15 protein-coding genes are annotated in these 17,945 nt (G+C 62.6%); 9 read left to right on the forward strand and 6 right to left on the reverse strand.

Annotated features, from left to right (window positions below):
- The first annotated feature begins 627 nt into the window (after positions 1-627).
- On the forward strand, positions 628-1,680 hold the full coding sequence (locus K307_RS23015; RefSeq protein WP_042883042.1) for a porin: 1,053 nt from the start codon (positions 628-630) through the stop codon (positions 1,678-1,680).
- A gap of 85 nt (positions 1,681-1,765) precedes the next feature.
- The gene (locus tag K307_RS23020) at positions 1,766-2,275 is read left to right on the forward strand and encodes a GlcG/HbpS family heme-binding protein (RefSeq protein ID WP_042883044.1); all 510 of its coding nucleotides are present in this window, start codon (positions 1,766-1,768) and stop codon (positions 2,273-2,275) included.
- A 98-nt stretch (positions 2,276-2,373) separates the two neighbouring features.
- Here the strand turns inward: K307_RS23020 and K307_RS23025 are convergent, their stop codons facing one another.
- Positions 2,374-3,162 (reverse strand): alpha/beta fold hydrolase, encoded by a 789-nt coding sequence (locus K307_RS23025; protein WP_042883045.1) that lies wholly within the window; start codon positions 3,160-3,162, stop codon positions 2,374-2,376.
- Between the two features lie 271 nt (positions 3,163-3,433).
- Between K307_RS23025 and K307_RS23030 the strand changes: the two genes are divergently transcribed.
- From K307_RS23030 to K307_RS23040, 3 genes are all read left to right on the forward strand, one after another.
- Positions 3,434-4,480 (forward strand): Bug family tripartite tricarboxylate transporter substrate binding protein, encoded by a 1,047-nt coding sequence (locus K307_RS23030; RefSeq protein WP_051975127.1) that lies wholly within the window; start codon positions 3,434-3,436, stop codon positions 4,478-4,480.
- A 32-nt stretch (positions 4,481-4,512) separates the two neighbouring features.
- Positions 4,513-5,163: a c-type cytochrome gene (locus tag K307_RS23035; RefSeq protein ID WP_042883047.1), complete on the forward strand. Its 651-nt coding sequence runs from the start codon at positions 4,513-4,515 to the stop codon at positions 5,161-5,163.
- Positions 5,164-5,233: 70 nt separating this feature from the next.
- On the forward strand, positions 5,234-6,370 hold the full coding sequence (locus K307_RS23040) for an acetamidase/formamidase family protein (protein WP_042883379.1): 1,137 nt from the start codon (positions 5,234-5,236) through the stop codon (positions 6,368-6,370).
- Between the two features lie 32 nt (positions 6,371-6,402).
- Here the strand turns inward: K307_RS23040 and K307_RS23045 are convergent, their stop codons facing one another.
- The 3 genes from K307_RS23045 to K307_RS23055 all read right to left on the reverse strand — a co-directional run bounded on the left by K307_RS23045 (position 6,403) and on the right by K307_RS23055 (position 9,554).
- A complete protein-coding gene (locus tag K307_RS23045; protein WP_042883048.1) occupies positions 6,403-7,266 on the reverse strand; it encodes an AraC family transcriptional regulator in 864 nt (287 codons plus the stop codon).
- 351 nt (positions 7,267-7,617) lie between these two features.
- Positions 7,618-8,664, reverse strand: coding sequence for an Ldh family oxidoreductase (locus tag K307_RS23050; RefSeq protein WP_042883049.1), 1,047 nt, complete (start codon positions 8,662-8,664; stop codon positions 7,618-7,620).
- Entirely contained in the window at positions 8,661-9,554 is an 894-nt protein-coding gene (locus K307_RS23055) for an alpha/beta hydrolase (RefSeq protein ID WP_042883050.1), read from the reverse strand. The genes K307_RS23050 and K307_RS23055 overlap by 4 nt, the downstream gene beginning before the upstream one ends.
- A 205-nt stretch (positions 9,555-9,759) precedes the next feature.
- Here K307_RS23055 and K307_RS23060 point away from each other — a divergent pair, with 205 nt between their 5' ends.
- Both K307_RS23060 and K307_RS23065 read left to right on the forward strand, forming a co-directional pair.
- Positions 9,760-10,038 (forward strand): hypothetical protein, encoded by a 279-nt coding sequence (locus tag K307_RS23060; RefSeq protein WP_042883052.1) that lies wholly within the window; start codon positions 9,760-9,762, stop codon positions 10,036-10,038.
- Between the two features lie 350 nt (positions 10,039-10,388).
- The gene (locus K307_RS23065; RefSeq protein WP_230626025.1) at positions 10,389-11,909 is read left to right on the forward strand and encodes an ISL3 family transposase; all 1,521 of its coding nucleotides are present in this window, start codon (positions 10,389-10,391) and stop codon (positions 11,907-11,909) included.
- A gap of 447 nt (positions 11,910-12,356) precedes the next feature.
- Here the strand turns inward: K307_RS23065 and K307_RS23070 are convergent, their stop codons facing one another.
- Positions 12,357-13,496, reverse strand: a complete 1,140-nt coding sequence (locus K307_RS23070) for a formylglycine-generating enzyme family protein (protein WP_042883056.1) — start codon at positions 13,494-13,496, stop codon at positions 12,357-12,359.
- Positions 13,497-13,713: 217 nt separating this feature from the next.
- On the reverse strand, positions 13,714-16,005 hold the full coding sequence (locus tag K307_RS23075; protein WP_042883058.1) for an arylsulfatase: 2,292 nt from the start codon (positions 16,003-16,005) through the stop codon (positions 13,714-13,716).
- 255 nt (positions 16,006-16,260) lie between these two features.
- Here K307_RS23075 and K307_RS23080 point away from each other — a divergent pair, with 255 nt between their 5' ends.
- Both K307_RS23080 and K307_RS23090 read left to right on the forward strand, forming a co-directional pair.
- Positions 16,261-17,031 carry an SDR family NAD(P)-dependent oxidoreductase gene (locus K307_RS23080; protein WP_042883060.1) on the forward strand — a complete coding sequence of 257 codons (771 nt, stop codon included), beginning with the start codon at positions 16,261-16,263 and terminating at the stop codon, positions 17,029-17,031.
- 165 nt (positions 17,032-17,196) lie between these two features.
- Positions 17,197-17,877 (forward strand): TetR/AcrR family transcriptional regulator, encoded by a 681-nt coding sequence (locus K307_RS23090; protein ID WP_080745180.1) that lies wholly within the window; start codon positions 17,197-17,199, stop codon positions 17,875-17,877.
- Positions 17,878-17,945: the final 68 nt, after the last annotated feature.

Consider the following 17,945-nt stretch of genomic DNA (forward strand, 5'->3'; position numbering starts at 1 on the left):
CATGTCGGGCCCCGTTCGATTCAGAAAGGCAACCTCGTGGGTGGTATAGACTCAACTTACGCTTCCGCCGTACCCTGGCGGACGATTTCGACGCGAGGTGCATCATGATCCGATTCCTGGCTACCGCAATACTCTGCGGATTAACGCTGAGCATGTTCGGTTGCGCCGGCCCGCAGATGGGTGCCGACAATACGCATCGTTTCAACAGCGATCCCTATAACTACGAGTTCAGTCGAAACCTGTAGCGCGTTTCCGGCGCGGCGTCCCAGCTGCCAGCCGGCCGCGACACTTGCCAGGACGGTTTGCGCCCGCTGTGAGAGGGCGATTTCATGCGAGGCCGGGTTCAGCCCGGCCAGCCTTCTGCGTTCCCACAATCTTCCCGCTGCGCCTCTCCATCGCCTTGTCGAATCCGGCAGCGCTTCCCGCGAACTTCCAGGCCTGTCCCCCGCACCCTGCTCGTGAACCTGCTCTCCTGACCCGCCCCGGTCCCGCATTTCGGACACCTTTCCAATTGGCGGGACGATTGGGTTAGCGCTTTCCCACCGCGAGCCCATACCCTTGCTGCGCCGGTGCAAGACCGTGCAAGAACCATATCGTCAAACAGGACGGAACAGCGAGGAGAAACGCATGAAAAGAATGGGAGCACTCTTGGTAGTGGCGGTGGCAGCGGTGCCGGGCATAGCGGCGGCACAATCGGGGGTGACCATTTTTGGCGTAGCCGATCTCTACACCGAGTATGTCAAGTCCGGGGCAAATCATGTGGCGCGGGTCGAGGACGGCGGGCTGTATCAATCGCGCTGGGGCTTGCGGGGCAAGGAGGAACTGGCGCCGGGGCTGTCCACGGTATTTACACTGGAGACCGGACTTGCACTGGACAGCGGCACCGCCCAGCAGGGAGGACGCCTGTTTGGGCGTCAGGCCTGGGTCGGCCTGAGCAGCAAGGACTGGGGTGCGCTGACGCTTGGGCGGCAGAACACGCCGATCTACTACATCGAGGGGCAGGCGTCGGCCTTCGGCTTCTCGCCGTATGGCCCGCTTGGTCGCCTGCAGAACGGCGGACCCGCAGGCAGCAGCCTGACCGCGCGCGCAGACAATTCCATCCGGTACGAAAGTCCCGAACTTGCCGGGCTGCAGGGCAGCGTGATCTATTCATTCGGCGCCGAGCGGACCAGCGCGCCACGCGACGCCGACCGGCTGGCGGCCGGCGGGCTAACTTATGCTCGCGGTCCGCTGTGGCTGGGCCTTGCCTACGAACGCACCTACAGCATCGGCGCGGTAACGGATGCCGACCGCGACGAGCGCGCGATCGGCGCCACCTACGAATTCCCCTGGGTGAAGTTGTTCGCCAACGTACGCCAGGCCACGCGATGGGTGCCAGGGCAGGCGACTCTGAAGGACCGCGGTTTCCATGTCGGTACGACTATTCCCGTGGGAGGCGCCGGACTGGTACTGCTGGCATACGGCATGCAGCAATCGGTCGGCACGCCGAACCGTGGCCAGCAGGCTTCGATCGGCTACCAGTACTCGATGTCCAAGCGTACAACGCTCTATGCCAACGCCAGTAAGATCTGGAACACGAACAAGGCCAACTACACATTCTCGAACATCCCCAATGAGGTCACGGCAAGCAGCGTGTCCGACCCGCGCGGGGTCATGATGGGCATGCGCCATCTCTTCTGATGTGCGCACGTACGTGCGCACCAGCCGGTCGCCGTTGCCGGCCAGGTGCCGGCGCGCCGCGATCCCGTCAAGCATAGGAGAATCCATGAAGCGCTATACCCTCGCCGTGGCCTTCGGGCTGCATCTGTTCTGCGCGTCGATCGCATCTGCGGCAGGCGTAACACAGCTGCAGACCCTGGGCGTGGACGCCGCGGTCCGGCTTACTGATGCCGCCAAACGGTTTGCCGAGGACCGAAAACTTGCCGTCAGCATCGTCGTGGTCGACGTCTCCGGCCACTTTCTCAGCGGCGTGAGAATGGATGGCGCCCCGTTTGCGACCTTTGACGTCGCGCGCGGCAAGGCCATCGCCTCGGCGGCGACGGGAGGCGCCTCCGGCGCCGAGCTCGTGAAGCGCTATCAGGCCAATCCCATCGTCTTCGGCCAGATGAGTTCGCTGGTTTATGGCGGCCCGGTCTTTCCGTCGCAGGGTTCCCTGGGCATCTACGTCGGCGGCCGGCTGGTCGGGGCCGTCGGCGTCAGCGGGGGGCCATCGGACGTGGACGAGGAAATCGGGCGCTGCGGCGTGGCCGCGATCGGTGCGACCGAGGCGCCCTGAGTGGTGCATGCGCCTGGGCGCATCGTTCATGCTGGCGTCATGGTCGTGCCTGCCGGCGTATGACACCGGCAGGCGCGCGGTAGGGGCACGCCAGGGCGTCAGGGCTCACTACGGCTCTGGATGTCCGACAGGAAGCGCTCGATCCGCGTGGCGAGGTCCACCGGCGTCTCGTCCATCGGATAGTGTCCTGCGTTGCGGATCACGTCGATGGCCAGATCGAGGAATGCTTTACCGTACGTCTGCTCCATGACGTCAGCAGTCAGCGACGGGTCGTGCTCACCGACCAGCAGCAGCGTGGGAACAATGGTGCCGGCAACTTCAGCAGCGAAGTCTGTGTCGGCCCATGCCCGGAAGTAGGCGGCAAACGCGTCGGCATCGGCATGCTGCGTCGAGGCCCGGACCATCTTTTCCACCCAATGCCGGCTCAGGCGTTTGCCCGTCGAATTGTCGAGGACCGCAATTCTTGCCGCGAGCTCGCCGGCGGCACGTTCGAACAGAGCGCGTGCCGGCTTGTCGAACGGCACAGGCGTGGGCGGCACTGGCGTGACGCCGACCATGGCCGTGACGCGTGCAGGGGCCAGCATGGCGACGGCCTGCATGGCCTTGCCTCCCATGGAGTGCCCGATCAGCGAGAAGCGCTGCCATCCCAGTTCGTCACCAAGCGCCAGCACGTCGGCGGCGATCTCCCCCATGTCGAATCTGCCGTGGATCCCTCGCCGGGCACCATAGCCTCGATAGTCGATGAAGGCGTAGGTGAAGCGGTCGCCGTCGAGCACGTCTGCAAAGGGCCCCCATCCGCGTGCATGGCCGAACCAGCCGTGCAAGGCGATGACATGGTTCGGGCCGTTGCCGATGGTGACCACGGCGCCGTTTTGGTTGTAATGCATTGCGTTTCCTCCGGTCGTCGATGTGGCGCTCCATATTGTATGAGGAGCTGCGGCGCGAGCGGAGTGCCTGTCAAGTTCTTGGACAATCCGGTAAGTAGGCGCCGTGCGGCGTCTGCGATCGTCGGCCAGCGTACCGATATACCGCAGAACGGAGGACGTTTTGGTAAACGGCTCCCCAAATGGGGAAGCGCCTTGTGTCCGAATCAGTAGAGTATGAGCCTGGGCTGACCCTGTCGCCCACGCATCGCGATTCACAAGGAGACAAGAGTCAATGCAAAGCCGGAAGCCTCCGTCATTCCTGACCGCCCCTCGGCGGGTGGCCACGCTTGCCGCCATCACTGCGGCCATCAGCGCCATACTCGCCGTGGCTGTCGTAGGCCTGCGACCCGTCGCCGCCAACGCAGCGGCAGTGGACACGAATATACAGCCCAACTGGAAGCCTTCGAAGCCTATCGTCTTCATCGTGCCGTTTCCGCCGGCAGGCATCAACGACGTGCTGGCCAGGTCCGTGGCGCAGCGCCTGGCGAACGCGCTGGGACAACCAGTCGTGGTGGAGAACCGGCCGGGCGCCAGCGGGAACATCGGCGCGGAGGCGCTCGTGCGCGCGGCGCCGGACGGCCACACGATCGGCATCCTGAATAGCATCCACGCCGTTAACGCCGCCTTCTACCGCAAGCTGCCCTACGACGTGACGCGCGACCTGGTACCTGTGGCGCCTCTGGGCGAGTCGCCGCTGGTGCTGGTTACGAACCCGTCCACGCCATACAAGTCCGTCCCCGAACTGATCGCCTATGCCAAGGCGAACCCCGGCAAGGTCAACTACGGCGGCCCGACCAGCTATCCGCTCGAAATGATCAAGACGATGGCCGGTGTCGACATCACCAATATTCCCTACAAGGGCAGCGGCCCGACGATCAACGACATGATCGCCGGCCACATCGACCTGGCGACGGGACCGCTGCTGGAGTACATGCCCCATGTGAACTCCGGCAAGCTGAAGCTGCTGGCCGTCGGCACCGCGAGCCGGCTCAAGGCTCTGCCCAACGTGTCCACTGTGGCCGAGAGCATTCCCGGCTACGACATTACCGTCTGGTATGGCGTGTTTGCCCCCAAGGGCACGCCGGCGCCCGTGGTCGAGCGGCTGCGCGGCGAGATCCGCGCCATCATGAACGATGCCGGGATCCGCGCCAAGCTGGCCGGCCTGAGTGTTGACACCGCCTTCAGCCAGACCGGCGTGACCGGCCTGAGCACCCGTCTGACCGGCGAAACGCAGCGCGCGCACCAGATTGTCGCCAAGACCGGTGGCTACCTGAACTAGATCGGGCAATGCCTTGTTGCGAGAATTCCGACGTGAAACATCCCATGGAGCGCCGCCGGCTGTCTGTCTGCATGCTCGCGTTGTGCGCGCTGGCCGTGCCTTCGCTGGCGCAGCCGGCACCGGAGGCAGGCGAATCGCGGCCCGCGCGGCTGATGGTGGAGCAGGTCTGCGCGGCATGCCACGGCAACACTGGCCAGAGCACGCAGAAGGAATATCCCAGCCTGGCGGGCCAGAACGAAGACTACCTGTTCAAGCAACTGCGGCAGTTCAAGGCCGGTGCCGGCGAGCCAGCACTGCGCCAGGACGCCACGATGGCCGCCGTGGTGCAGAGCATGAGCGAAACGGAGATGCGCGAGGTGGCGCGCTACTTTAGTCGCCAGCCACCCGCGCGCGGACAGGCCGCCCTGCCGCACCTGGTCGAGGCGGGCAAGGCCATCTACTGGAAGGGCAATCCGTCCAATCGGTTGCCGGCCTGTGTTTCATGCCATCGGCCGAGAGGGGAAGGCATCGCGCCCGACTTTCCGCGCATTGCCGGCCAGCAGCCGGAATACGTGGTCAGGCAGCTCCACGCGTGGAAATCCGGCACGCGTGGCGGTCCCGGCAAGTTGATGAGCCTTCTGGTGCCGTTGATGACAGACGAGGAGATCGTCGCAGTTGCGCAGTATGTGGCCCAACTGCACTGAACTGATGTGCTGCATCTCGCCGTCCAGCGGGGTGGTGCCGTGGACGGCCCAATCGAAAGGAACCAAAACGATGATGATCGACAGGAGACATTGGCTGAAGGCTGCCGGCGCCCTCGGCCTGGGAGCCGCGTCGCTGAAGGCGGCGGCGCAGGTGACAGCGGGGCGGAACGCGCCGCTTGCTGCATCGGACGCCGCTTCGCTCCCCGTAATCAAACCGGGCAAGATCCACCGGATCGAGTCCGCCACCGAGACCGTGCGCGTCGGCATTCTTGACCCCAAGGCGACGCCGGTCGCCAGCATCGAGTCGGGCGATCTCGTGATGTATCCCAATACCTGGGTCAACTGGGCCAACGGCGCCTCATACGGCATGAGCTATGAGGATCGCGAACCCGTGCGCAAGCGATTTCCGCAAGGGCCGTACTCGAACGTCGGGCCAGTGGAACTGCGCGGGTCGATGCCCGGCGACGTGGTGGAGTGCCGGATGGTCAAGCTGCGCCCGATCGGCTGGGGATGGAACTCGGCACCAAAAGGCGTTGGTGCACTGCCGAACGACTTTGCGAAGCCGTACCTGCGCTATTTCAAGTTTGACGAGAGCCGGCAGTACACCGAGTTCGCGCCGGGCATCCGCATCAAGCTGGCGCCATTCCAGGGTGTGATGGCGGTGCAGCCCGCCGGCGACGAACTGGTCAGCGGCATCCTCAGCGGTCCGTATGGCGGCAATCTCGTGTTGCGCGAGCTGGTTGAGGGTACGTCACTGTTCCTACCGGTCCACCGGCCGGGCGCGATGATCTGGACCGGCGACTCGCATGCCGCCCAAGGCGACGGCGTGGTCAATCAGACCGCCATCGAAACGGCGATGGAGGACATGCAGATCCAGTATTTCCTGCACAAGCAGCGGCCTTTGGCCCTGCCGATGGCGGAGACGCCCAGCCACTGGATTATTCTCGGCTTCGGCAAGAATCTCGACGAAGCGCTCGTCGCCTGCCTGCGGCAGATGCTCAACTGGGTGAGCGCGGCGACCGGCATGGATCCGCAGGACGTGTACTCGCTCGCCAGCATTACGTCGGACTTCCGCATCACGCAGTACTCCAACCAGACGGCCAGCAACTACACGTCGATCCCGGCCAAGACAGTGCACGGCATGCTGCCCAAGGCGGTATTCGACGCGGTCATCCAGGACAAGCTGTCACGCTCGCTGCGCGGCTGACCGGCAGCAGGCGCCGGGCGGCGTGGGGCGCCTCAGTCGCCGTGCGCACCGCCCGGCATGCCGGTGCGGCGGAACTCCGACGGGCTAAGCCCCAGGTGCTGGACAAAAAAGCGCGTGAAGTGTCCTTGCGCGCTGAATCCGAGTTGGTGTGCCACGTCCCCGATGCTGGCATGCCGTTCCGCCAGCAGGCGTGTGGCGATGCCGATTCGGATCCAGTCGAGGTATTGCTGCGGCGAAATGCCCATGCAGGCCTTGAACTGGTGGAAGAGCCGGCTGCGGGACATGCCCACCGCGCTGGCGACCGTTTCAACGTTGGGGTTTTCCCCTGCGTGGCTGCGTATGTACTCGGTCGCGCGCTTGATCCGGTAGTCCAGCGGCCTGGTGTTTGCCAGCACTTCGGTCATCGACCGCCGCTGAAGATGGCAGGCCGACACCCTGCGCGCCAGTTTCGCGACGGCGGCCTCGCAATCTGCCGAGCCAATTGCCGAATCGTCAGCCAAATCCCGAGCCAGGCAGGTACCCAGCGCCGTCAGTGATGCGACGGTATCCGTATCCATGCGCACCAGCGTTTTACTGAAGCGCAGGCCGCTGGCAGGATTGTCGACGCCGAGCGTGCGCCCGAGCCACTCCGGCTCCAGCAGCAAGGCGAGCAGCAGCGAAGGCGAGCCCTCCTTCGCGCTCTTCGAATGTGTTGACCAGGGATTGATCAGAAGCGCGCAGCCGTCGGTCAGTGTCGCCGGTTGGCCGTCGATTTTGAATGTCGCATCTGTGCCGCCGATCTTGAAGATCAGATGGAACTCCGCATGGGCATGCGCGACGAGCGGCCCCGATATCCGATGGAGGGTGGCCCGGCCGAAGTTGCCGTGGACGATGCGTATCTGGCGGTCCTTTGCCATGCAAGGTGTCTCCTCAAGCAAGCCAAGGGGGAATCGTGCCGATGCGCTGCAGGTGGCGGAGTGCGATTTCACTCTCAGTCAACCGGTGCCCGACCAATCAATGCCGAAGAAGTCGTACAGGAGACAGAGGACCCGTCAGTTCCACACGCTTCGGCAAACCGTTCGATAACCCCACAAAATTGCAAACGTTTGCAGTCGGTCAGGATTATGTCATGTGCGTGGCAGCCGTCAAGGGAAAGACAGTGCAGTCCCGTCGATTCGGCCGAACGTGAAACAAGGTCCACACGGGAAGGGAACGGGCAAGGGTACTGACGAGTCCTCGGCGCGCTTGAAGGTGACTTTCCGGCCACGCTACGCCCAGGGGGGGCGGATGCCAGCCTGGCTGGCAAGTGCCTCCAGCGCGTCAGCAGTCACAGGCGCCAAGGCAATCCCGTTCGCGCCGCGCTCCCGGGTTTCGGCGTAGCCGCGTTCTCCCGGCAGCCGCGGAGGACCTTCGGCCGAGGCCGGCAGGTTGTGGATGGCCCCCGCGAGCTCGGTCAACTGCGCTTGAAACAGGGAAGGGTCCAGCACCTGGGCGATATCGATCACGAGCATCCACGCGTTCTGCGTGTGGCGATGACCGGCAGCGGGGGCCAGCAGCGCGGGTGCCAGGATCGGATGGTTGGTCAGCAGGCTGCAGGCGATCTCGGCCATCAGCGCGAGGCCCGAGCCTTTCGGGCCGCCCAGTGGCAGCGGCGTTGTCGCCTGGCGCGCGTCCGTGGTGGGATTACCCATGGCATCGATGGCCCAGCCCGGCTCGAGCGGCCGGCCGGTGGCCCGAGCCTGCATCAGCCTGCCGAAGGCAACGGCTCCCGAAGCCATGTCGAACACGATCGGCTCGCCAAGCCCCGGGCAGGCCATCGACAGTGGAGCAGTTGAAACGCCCGCCACCGAGGCGCCATGGTAGGCCATCAGCGGTGCCGAAGCGGCCATCGCCATGACAAACATTCCCGCACTAGCCACATGAGCGGTGTGAAAGCCGAGCGCGCCGGTATGCGTTGTCTCCCGCAAGAGCACCAGGCTCGCCCCGGCCTGGCGCGCCCCGGCGATAGCTTGCCCGGCGGCAATGCGCATGCCCAGCGCACCGGCGCAGCGATCGCCCTCGATCACGGTCAGGGCTGGCAGGCTGAGCCCCGGGCGCGGTTGTGCCCGGCCATTCATGTCGCCCGAAGCTAGCCACGCCGTGTACTGCGGGATGCGCGAAACCCCATGTCCGGGCGAACCGCGCAGGTCAGCCCACACCAGGCTCTCCGCCACCAGTGAGGCGCCAGGTTCGTGCAGCCCGGCCGATGCAAGTAGTGCCTGCGCGAAGGCTTGCAGCCCGGCTGCGCTGATCATGGTCGAGGGGCGCGCAGTCATGCGGCCCCCAAAGGCGCCTGGCGGGCCGGGAAGAACTTGTGCAGCCAGTCCGTGACCAGGTCCAGGACGGCCCGGTTGTCATCGGAGAAGATGAAATGATCGATCTCCGAGAACAGATGCAGTTCGGCCGGCATCCTGGCGTTGCGGAACAGCCCGATCGACTGGTCCGTAGGGGTGACCGAGTCGTCCGCCGGATGCAGCAGCAGGAGCGGACGCGGGGCAATGTTGCCGACCACTGCGTTCGGCCGAAAGCGCAGCATGCTTTCGACCACCTCGAACGGGAACTCCATGAAGCTTCCCGCAGGCAGATTGCTGCGCATCTCGGGGGGAATGGGCACGATGTCAAAGCGCGAGACCTGCATCGACTGGCCCGTGGCCAACCGGGCACGGCCTTCTTCCACCATTGCCTCGAAGCGCTGCCAGGCGGCCGAACCGGCATGCTGCTGACGCAGCTTTACTTCCCCATCGCCCCATCCCGCCGATGAGATGCAGGCCACGATGCGAGGGTCAACGCCAGCCGCATAGACCGCCACGGCCGCACCGAAGCTGTGACCCATCACAGCAATCTTCGCGGGCTCTACTTCGGGCAGGCTCTGCAAGTAGCTGACCGCGTTGCGGGTGTCGCTCACCTGGTCCTCGCACAGTACCTTGCCGCGCTCGCCTTCGCTGTTACCGCAGCCCCGCATGTCGAAGCGCAGGACCACATAGCCCAGCGCCGAAAACAGGCGCGTTGCCAACTGCACCATACCGTCGTCCTTGTTGCTGCCGAACCCATGCAGCACCGCGATAGCGGGACGTCGCTCGCCTCCGGCAAGATCGGGGGGTAAATGCAGGGCTCCGGCTAGGCGAAGCCCGTCGGAGTCAAATTTCACAACCGTGTACACGCTCATTTCTCCAAGTTTCGTGGCACACGATGTTGTACGAAATCCGACTTCCGATGGCTGCCCAAGCATCCACTGACTTACCCGATCGTCCGCTTACTTGAGAGCGTGCAAAGGTTGGGGAGGCTTCCAGCGAGGGTCGCTCGAGCATCTGGGCGCCGCGCCAACTCCGTGTGGACTACGCTGATCGGTATCGCAACGGTGGGAGCAAACCATGCGGTTGATCATCGAAGCCAGGTTGGCCGACGAGGGCAGCGACACCGGCCATGACGTTGACGGAGTTTTGGCCGTGATTGAGCGCCCTGACGGTAGTCTTGCGAACCTGGGTCTGACTCTCGCGGAGGGGCGGTCGCTGTTGGCCAAGGTGCAGGTCGAGCTGGTTTCGAAGCAAGTGGATGAGTGGCTCTCGGACCAGATCCATTGTCGGTGCTGCGGTGCGGCATTGCGCCACAAGATCCTATGTGGCAGGGGGCGTCGACGAACTGATACATAAAATCAGCGTGTCGAGTCCTGTTCAAGGAGAGGATCATGCGCACAGATCAGACGTTCACGTTCTAAAGCTCTGTCTGACCGTGCCACGCCGGAGCTGAAATACCTCCAGGCGAAGTGGGCAAGCCATCTGCCGTACCGGGAGGCCACGGCTATGCTGAAGGAAGTACTGCCGCTGGCGTGAAGTGTAGTCTTGATCTCGGGCCGATCTGGCCCCGCGTTGATCGTTACCATGAGCCAAGTTCTCGGTGGGATCGATCAAATTCTCGCCCGTGTGGGTAAGCGCGTCGTCTCCAGCGACGCGCGAGGGGAGACCATCACTGTCGAAGCCCGCAGTACGGTTCGCACGGCACCTTGTCCTGCCTGCCGTCGTTGGAGTACCGACTCCACGGCAGCTATGTGCGCAGTCTGGAAGAACGACCGATGCTCGAGCAGCGGGTCGTTCTCGCCGTTGAGGTGCGTCGCTTCAAGTGCGCGAACGCCGGCTGCCCCCGTCGTACGTTTGCCGAGAACATCCACGCCTTGGCCGGTCGGCATCAACGTCGAACGCGATCGCAGGCTCGGGCGTTGCACGCGCTGGGCCACGCCCTCGGTGGTGAGGCGGCAGCTCGGCTTGCTAACGCCTTGGGCTTGCGCACCAGTGCCGACACCGTGCTGCGGGAATTGCGAAGAGCTCCTGGGCGCAAGCGCAAACCACGACCGCGGGTCGTCGGCATCGATGACTGGGCGATCGCGCGCGGTCACCAGTACGGAACGATCATCGTCGACCTGGAGCGACGTGAGCCGATCGAAGTGTTCGCCGGCAGGGAAACAACTGCGGTGGCCGCGTGGATGCGTGCGCACCCATCGATCGAGATCGTCGCCAGGGACCGGGCCGGGGCCTACTCCGAGGCCGTCGACATCGCGCTGCCGGCAGCCAAGCAAGTCTCCGATCGATGGCATCTGCTGTGCAACCTGCGCGACAACGTCGAGAGGTTGCTGTACCGACTCGGGCCGCAACTGCGCCAAGCCGCGCAGCAAGTCGAGGTCGGTGGCGTGACCCTGGGCCGGCAGGGGTTGCCGAGCGGCACCTCACTGCGGTCATGGCAGCGCCTGAGTGATCAGCGACGCGCCACGCGGCTGGCGCTGTACGAGCGGGTGATGGCGCTACGCGCCCAGGGCGGCACGATGAAAGGAATCGGGCGCGAGCTCTCAAGCGACCATCGAACCGTGCGCAAGTTCATCACCGCGGGGGCCTTCCCCGAGCGCGCACCCAAGGCGCGGGGTCCGACGCCTTTGGATCCCTATCGCAGCTATATCGAGGAACGAATCGCCCAGGGCTGTCGCTGTCCGAGACTGATCTGGCAAGAACTCAAGCAGCGAGGCTATACGGGCAGTCGCGCCGCCGTGCAGAATTGCGTGGTCCGCCCCCTCTTTCCGCAGGGCAAGGTACCGCTTGTCCAGGCACCCGTGCGCACGATGCCGTGCCCGTCGGTCCGGCGCGTGTTCGGATGGCTTGTCGGATGGAGGAAGCTCGCCGTCGAGGAGCCCAGGAGCGCGGACCACGAGCGCTTCGTGCAGGCGCTGTACAAGATCGAACCCGTGGTGGGCGAGGTTCGCAGCCTCGCGCGGGAGTTTCTCGGGCTCATGCACCGGCGAAGTCCGTGGCAGTTCGATCGATGGTTGAAGCGTCTGTCGCGCTGCGACGCTGCGGAAATGCGTAGGTTCGCGCAAAGCCTGCGCGCCGACTTACCAGCTGTGCGGGCGGCTTTCAGGCTGCCATGGAGCAATGGCCAGACCGAGGGTCACGTCAACCGGCTCAAGTTCCTCAAGCGCCAGATGTATGGCCGCGCGAACATCGAGCTTCTACGGCTGCGGGTATTGAAGCCAAACTGAACGACCGGCCTGCCTTGTCCTGCTGGACACGCTAGTCCGATCGCCATCGCAGGCGGGTGAGCTCGTGCGGCCGGCACGAGGCTGGCGGGCTCGCCCACGTTCGTCAACAAGCAGAAGAATGGTGGTGGTGGGCGGTGGAGACGACGGCCGTTCCACGCTACAACATCCTCCACGCCAGTGCGCCCTCCTCACACAAAGTGCGGAAGTCCCATCATTACTACACTTCACGGCAACGGATTTCGTGTAGGCGTGTCAGTATCATGATGACGTGACCCACTGCGAGACTTGGCCATGTAAGACGTTTCTCTTTCCCATTTCGCGGCGTCGAAGCTCAGCCGGCCTGGCGCCGCCAGGACGTACTTCAGGAGCTTGTTGAGACCCGCCATCCCATAGGTCTCAAGCCCACAGTGTGAAATTGAGTCGGCGCCTCCGTGCGGATTTCATCAATCAAGTAGCATCGCGGATCCTTGATTTCCAGGCAAGCCAGTCCTGTTGGGTCATGATCGTGCGAAAGCCCAGATGCGACATGGCGCTAAACGGGTCTGACCCTCTTCTTGCGCTGACCCGGTAGCTGGTGCAATAAGTCTCGCTGCACAAAAAAGAGCCGCCCCGTATGACTCGCTTGGGGGCGTCGACGGGTGCCCCTGCATCGTCAGGGTCATATGAGTCGACGGGTCCTTGGGGATCGGACACCTGTCCGTTGCGGGCCTCGATGGCAAACGCGTCGGAGCGATACCAGTCAGCCGTCCATTGCCAGACATTGCCGGCCATATCGTAAATGCCATAGCCGTTCGGCGCGAAATTGCCAACCGGCAATGTTCCCACCTGGATCTTTTCATTGCGGCTGACAACCGGAAATTGGCGCGCCCGGTCGTCCCACGTATTGGCCATCTTTTTGCCGTTGGGAGTGAATTCGTCTCCCCAAGCGTAATCCGCTTGTTCGAGGCCGCCTCGCGCAGCGAACTCCCACTGCGCTTCAGTCGGCAGGCGCTTTCCAGCCCAACGGGCGTAGTTCAGAGCGTCAACGTACGACACCTGAACCACAGGATGATTCTCCTTATCGGCCAGATTGCTTTGGGGTCCGAGCGGATGCCGCCAATTTGCTCCAGGCACATATCTCCACCAGCGTGACCAATCGCCCAGTTCAACAGGTTCGCTCGTGCCGACAAATAACAGGCTACCGGGGACAAGCGCCTCGGGATCTGGCTCTGGTGTGCCGGGCGGCAGTTGGAGGCTTATGTCTTCCCATCTTGGTTTTTGCTCAGCTGTTGTGACGTATCGAGTGGCTTCAGTGAAGCGTCTGAAATCAGCGTTTGTCACATCGAAACGGTCCATCCAGAACCCGCTGACTTGAACGCGGTGCGCCGGTCCTTCGCTGGGAAGTGCCCTCTTGGATGAACTGCCCATCAAGAACGCCCCTCCTGGGACCCAGACCATACCTCTGGGACCCGTCACTCCATCGCCTATCACGGGCCCCTTGAACTGGCCTGCAGAAGAAAAACCCCTGAAGTATTTTACGCTCAGCAGTCCAGCCGCCCCGGCAACTCCAGTTGCCAGTAATCCAGAGATAAGCGCTCGGCGTTTCATGGTATTTCCTAAGTTTTGTCGCAGCCTCCCGCAAGGGCAATGCAGACGCTCATGCGGCATAAGACGCTGCCTCAACAATGGTTTGTGCGTTGTTGCACGGCTCGTCCCCGCCGTATCCCGGATAAGATGGACAAGCGTCTTCACATGCGTCCACGGATTGCCGGCGGGCCTCGCCTTACCCATGAGGGGGGCGGCGAGACCGGGGTGGCGGGGATGCTCAACGCAGACGGATACCCACTCGTTCGATGGCGCCGTTAAACGGATAACCCGCGGGGTAACGTCCGGCCGGTGAGCCGGTATCCATGCCAACGTCAAAGGTCTCATCAGCGGAGAAGAAGCCTGGCGTGGTGACCGGCAGATGGCCACTTCCTACCGCCTTGCCGTTCACTTGAAGCGTGCCGGTGCCTCCCTTGGCATAACCGGTTCCCTCGTAAGCGAAGTCAAACTGCAGCACATTCTTCCCCGGTTGCAGCGGCTTGCTACCCGTAATCTCCATGCGCGCCACATCGAACACTTTCTGCACGTAGACCGGCTTGCCCTCATCGTTAAGGTAAAGGGACCAACCTGCGCTAGTGCCACCCATGGTGGCAATGACACCATGGGCGCCGCCCTTGGGAATATCCACTGTAGCCACGATGCTGTACGAGCGGTTCTTGATCGCTGGCGCTTCAGCTTCGGGGATGGCCACCGCTCCCGAGAAGTAGCTGAACTCTGTGCGCTTACCCGTCAAGTTGGGGAGAGGCGTGCGGGAACAGGCCGTATCCTGCAACGGTAATACTTGATTCTTTGTTGCCTCCGCCAGAAACAACGCCTGCATCTCCTTGAGTTTCTCCGGCAATCTGGCCGCCAAATCGGTGGACTGGCTGAAGTCCTCATTCAGGTTGAAGAGGGCCCAGGTGTCGTCGGCGAGTCGTTTGCGCTGGCATGTGGTCGCCCACGGGTCTCGGTCCTTGTGCCGGGCCGAGGCCAACCAACCATCGTGGTAGATCGAACGGTTGCCGAACACTTCGAAGTACTGCGTGGTGTGCTTCTCCGGCGCATCCTTATCGGCGAAGCTATAGATTAGGCTTGTGCCATCCATTGGACGTTGCTTTACGCCATTGACATCTGCCGGGGCTTTCAGTCCCGCCGCCTCAAGGATGGTTGGCGCCAGATCGTTTACATGGGAGAACTGCCTGCGCAGGCCGCCGTGATCCAGGATTCGTGCAGGCCACGACACCACCATACCGTTACGAATTCCGCCTAGGTGCGAAGCAACCGTCTTGGCCCATGGTAGGGGAGAACTCATGGCCCAAGCCCAACCGGCTGGATACTGCACATAGCTGTTCGGGCCGCCCAGGCTGTCGAGGCGCTTCACCAAATCGGCAGCCGGTTTCTCAGGCATGCCTTGCAAATGACCCATGTAGTTATCCGCGCCATGGATGCCGCCTTCAAGGCTCGCACCGTTGTCACCCATCACGTATATAAACAGCGTGTTGCCAAATTGGCTGCTCTCCTTCAATGATTGCACCAGGCGGCCAATTTGCGCGTCGGTATGCGCGAGGTACCCTGCGTAGACTTCCATTAACCGTGCGGCAACCCGCTTCTGGTCCGTACTAAGGCTTTCCCAGGCGGGGAGTTCATCCGGCCGCGGTGTCAGCTTTGTATCCTGAGGTACGATGCCAAGGGACTTTTGTCGGGCCAGAATCTCTAGCCGCATATCGTCCCAGCCCTTGTCAAACCTGCCACGGTATTTCTCGATCCATGCCTTAGGTGCCTGGAGCGGAGCATGGGCGCCGCCTGGGGCGAAGTACACGAAGAACGGCTTGTCAGGTGCGATTGAGTGCTGCGCATGCATCCAGTTGATGGCACGTGTCGACAGATCTTCGTTTAGGGTGTAGTCCTTCGAGGCAGTCTTTAGTACCGGCGTGGTGCCATCGTATAGCGAAGGATTGAACTGATCGGTTTCGGCGCCGATAAAGCCATAGAATTTTTCAAAGCCTTGGCCGGTCGGCCAACGGTCAAAGGGACCGATCTGTGACGCTTCCCAATCTGGTGTCAGATGCCACTTGCCAAAGGCCGCAGTGCTATAGCCCTGTTGGCGCAACAGTTCGGCAATTGTAGCGGAGTCCCTTTGCAGCACTCCCCGGTAACCCGGATAACTGCTCGGCGCGTTCAGCACTGCGCCGACACCTGCTGCGTGTGGATTGCGACCTGTGAGTAGCGAGGCGCGTGTCGGCGAACACACTGCCGTGGTATGAAATCGGTTATACCTCAAGCCCTCTGTGGCCAGGCCATCCATCGCGGGCGTCTTGACCGGTCCGCCGAAGGTGGCGGCCGCACCGAAGCCTACGTCGTCAAGCAAGACCACTACCACATTTGGCGCACCGGCCGGCGCGTGCAGTAGCGGCACTACTGGCGGTGTATCGCCAGGCTGCACCTCGTTGCTGGCAGCCCAGCCGAAACCGGTCGCGGCGCAACTTAGGGCCAGGCACAACGCCGTGGCCAAACGCTTGCGTAGTCTGTTCATGATGGTCTCCCGCGTCTCCTGTCGTTTTCGTTCTCTTCGATGCCTATTGCGCTTTCGCGTGGGCGTGTGCCAGAATTCCTGTGCATTCGATTGAATCGAATGTTCGAATGGAATTTAGCAAGCGCCATGGACCCTCGTCAAGACAAAGTTTCGCCGGCTACGGTTGTCGATTGCACGCTGCTCGGCGCCTTTAGCAGACGAGTCTTCGTTGTCAGATTCATTCGATCACTCAAACCATCTTGACAGGAGACCCCAATGAAATCGTTACTCGCGTCACCCAATACAGCTGTGATCGTCACCGGTGGAGCGTCCGGGCTTGGGCTTGCCTCGGCACGCGCATTAGCCGCCGTAGGTCGCGACGTTGCGCTGTGGGACATTCAGGCAGAAAAGGCGCAAAACCGAGCATCGGAGATTGCCAAGGAATTTGACGTTGCGGCGGTTGGAGTTGGCGTCGACCTGTGCGACCCCAGCGCGCTGCGGGTTGCGCTGAGCGCGACCCGCGCGGTATTGCCCAGAATTGGTGGCTTGCTCCATGCTGCGGGAACGGTCGATACCGGGTCGCTCGAGGGCATCACTCCGGAAAAATGGGATGCGGGTCTCAATGTTCACCTCCGCTCTTTCGCACTGCTGGTGCAGGCATTGTTGCCGGATCTCCGCGCCAATCCGGGCTCTGCGGTGGTCGGCATCGCGTCAATCAATGCTACCTTGGGCAATCACATCAACCCCATCTACAGCGCAGCGAAAGGCGGCATGTTGTCACTGATCCGGTCGCTGGCGGACGGCCTGGGGCGCGATAATATCCGTATCAACGCGATTTCCCCGGGCCAAATCTTGACGCCGATGCTTCAGCCCGCAGTGGACAGCTTGCCAGCAGGAACCTTCGAGCGCCGCATTCTCCTCAGCCGACTGGGTCAGCCGGAGGAGATTGGCCGTGTTGCGCGCTTCCTTTTGTCGGACGAGGCGAGTTACATTACTGCGGCGGAGATCGTTGTTGATGGTGGCAACATCTCATCGCAGCGTATGTGAGTCGGCAGTAGGGCTGAACGCATAGCCGGGCGCGACATGCATTGAGCCGCATTGCTACCCAATGCCCTGTCGCACTGTCTCAACGACCGCACGGAATATGGGGTTATTGGCGTCATTGGCCAATTGCCTCAGAGGGGGAGGCGGCACCTGTACTACCTGTAATCGATGACATTACCCACTGTAAAAGGCGAGGCCCGGGAACGCATTCTGCTGGCAGCTGAAGAACTGATGGCCAAGTATGGCGTGGACGGCGTATCCGTGCGCAGCATCAACGCAGCGGCCGGCGTTAGCGCCGGTATTCTCCACTATCACTTCGGCGGTCTGGATAAGGTAGTGGACGCGCTGCTGGAACGCCATATGATGCCGTTGATGGCGCAACGCCGTGCAATGTACGCTTCACTTCAGGCGCAGCCACAGGTCACGCTCCGCGCGGTTGTGGAAATACTTGTCATCCCGCTTGCCAGGAAGATTATTGAAGAGGGCAGTGCGGGGGCGCGCTATGTTCAATTCTTGGCGCGCCTCCATACGGACCGCAACCCGAAGATCGCCGAGATATTTGAACAGTCGTTTGGAGAGAACTCCTCCGCCTTGCTTGCAATGCTCCAGCGCATCCTGCCCGAAATTCCTATGCGAGTGCTCTGGCTGCGCCTGATCTTCTGTTCCCATGCGATGCTCCAGAGTCTCGCCGAAATATCCGCTCGTCCCCAATTGCCGATACCTCCGGGGAACCCTCCGCGAGAACAGGTTCTGTGGGGCCACGTGGAGATTCTGATCGAGTTTCTTTGTGGCGGGCTGGCGGCTCCAACCAACATGCAAAGTCAATTCAGCGACTTAGGGCTACGCTGAATAAGCTGCTGATTTTTTGTGGGGCGGTTCGACGCGGAGCCTATTCGCTTTGAAAAATGGCTCTGATG

The sequence above is a fragment of the Cupriavidus necator A5-1 genome (assembly GCF_000744095.1).
Lineage (GTDB): Bacteria > Pseudomonadota > Gammaproteobacteria > Burkholderiales > Burkholderiaceae > Cupriavidus > Cupriavidus necator_A.

What these genes read in the sequence shown, in the direction of transcription:
- K307_RS23090 (WP_080745180.1), top strand. Translation starts at nt 17,197, where the DNA reads ATGACATTACCCACTGTAAAAGGCGAGGCCCGGGAACGCATTCTGCTG.
- K307_RS23050 (WP_042883049.1), bottom strand. Translation starts at nt 8,664, where the DNA reads ATGACTGCGCGCCCCTCGACCATGATCAGCGCAGCCGGGCTGCAAGCC.
- K307_RS23020 (WP_042883044.1), top strand. Translation starts at nt 1,766, where the DNA reads ATGAAGCGCTATACCCTCGCCGTGGCCTTCGGGCTGCATCTGTTCTGC.
- K307_RS23040 (WP_042883379.1), top strand. Translation starts at nt 5,234, where the DNA reads ATGATGATCGACAGGAGACATTGGCTGAAGGCTGCCGGCGCCCTCGGC.
- K307_RS23080 (WP_042883060.1), top strand. Translation starts at nt 16,261, where the DNA reads ATGAAATCGTTACTCGCGTCACCCAATACAGCTGTGATCGTCACCGGT.
- K307_RS23045 (WP_042883048.1), bottom strand. Translation starts at nt 7,266, where the DNA reads ATGGCAAAGGACCGCCAGATACGCATCGTCCACGGCAACTTCGGCCGG.
- K307_RS23070 (WP_042883056.1), bottom strand. Translation starts at nt 13,496, where the DNA reads ATGAAACGCCGAGCGCTTATCTCTGGATTACTGGCAACTGGAGTTGCC.
- K307_RS23030 (WP_051975127.1), top strand. Translation starts at nt 3,434, where the DNA reads ATGCAAAGCCGGAAGCCTCCGTCATTCCTGACCGCCCCTCGGCGGGTG.
- K307_RS23060 (WP_042883052.1), top strand. Translation starts at nt 9,760, where the DNA reads ATGCGGTTGATCATCGAAGCCAGGTTGGCCGACGAGGGCAGCGACACC.
- K307_RS23025 (WP_042883045.1), bottom strand. Translation starts at nt 3,162, where the DNA reads ATGCATTACAACCAAAACGGCGCCGTGGTCACCATCGGCAACGGCCCG.
- K307_RS23075 (WP_042883058.1), bottom strand. Translation starts at nt 16,005, where the DNA reads ATGAACAGACTACGCAAGCGTTTGGCCACGGCGTTGTGCCTGGCCCTA.
- K307_RS23055 (WP_042883050.1), bottom strand. Translation starts at nt 9,554, where the DNA reads ATGAGCGTGTACACGGTTGTGAAATTTGACTCCGACGGGCTTCGCCTA.
- K307_RS23015 (WP_042883042.1), top strand. Translation starts at nt 628, where the DNA reads ATGAAAAGAATGGGAGCACTCTTGGTAGTGGCGGTGGCAGCGGTGCCG.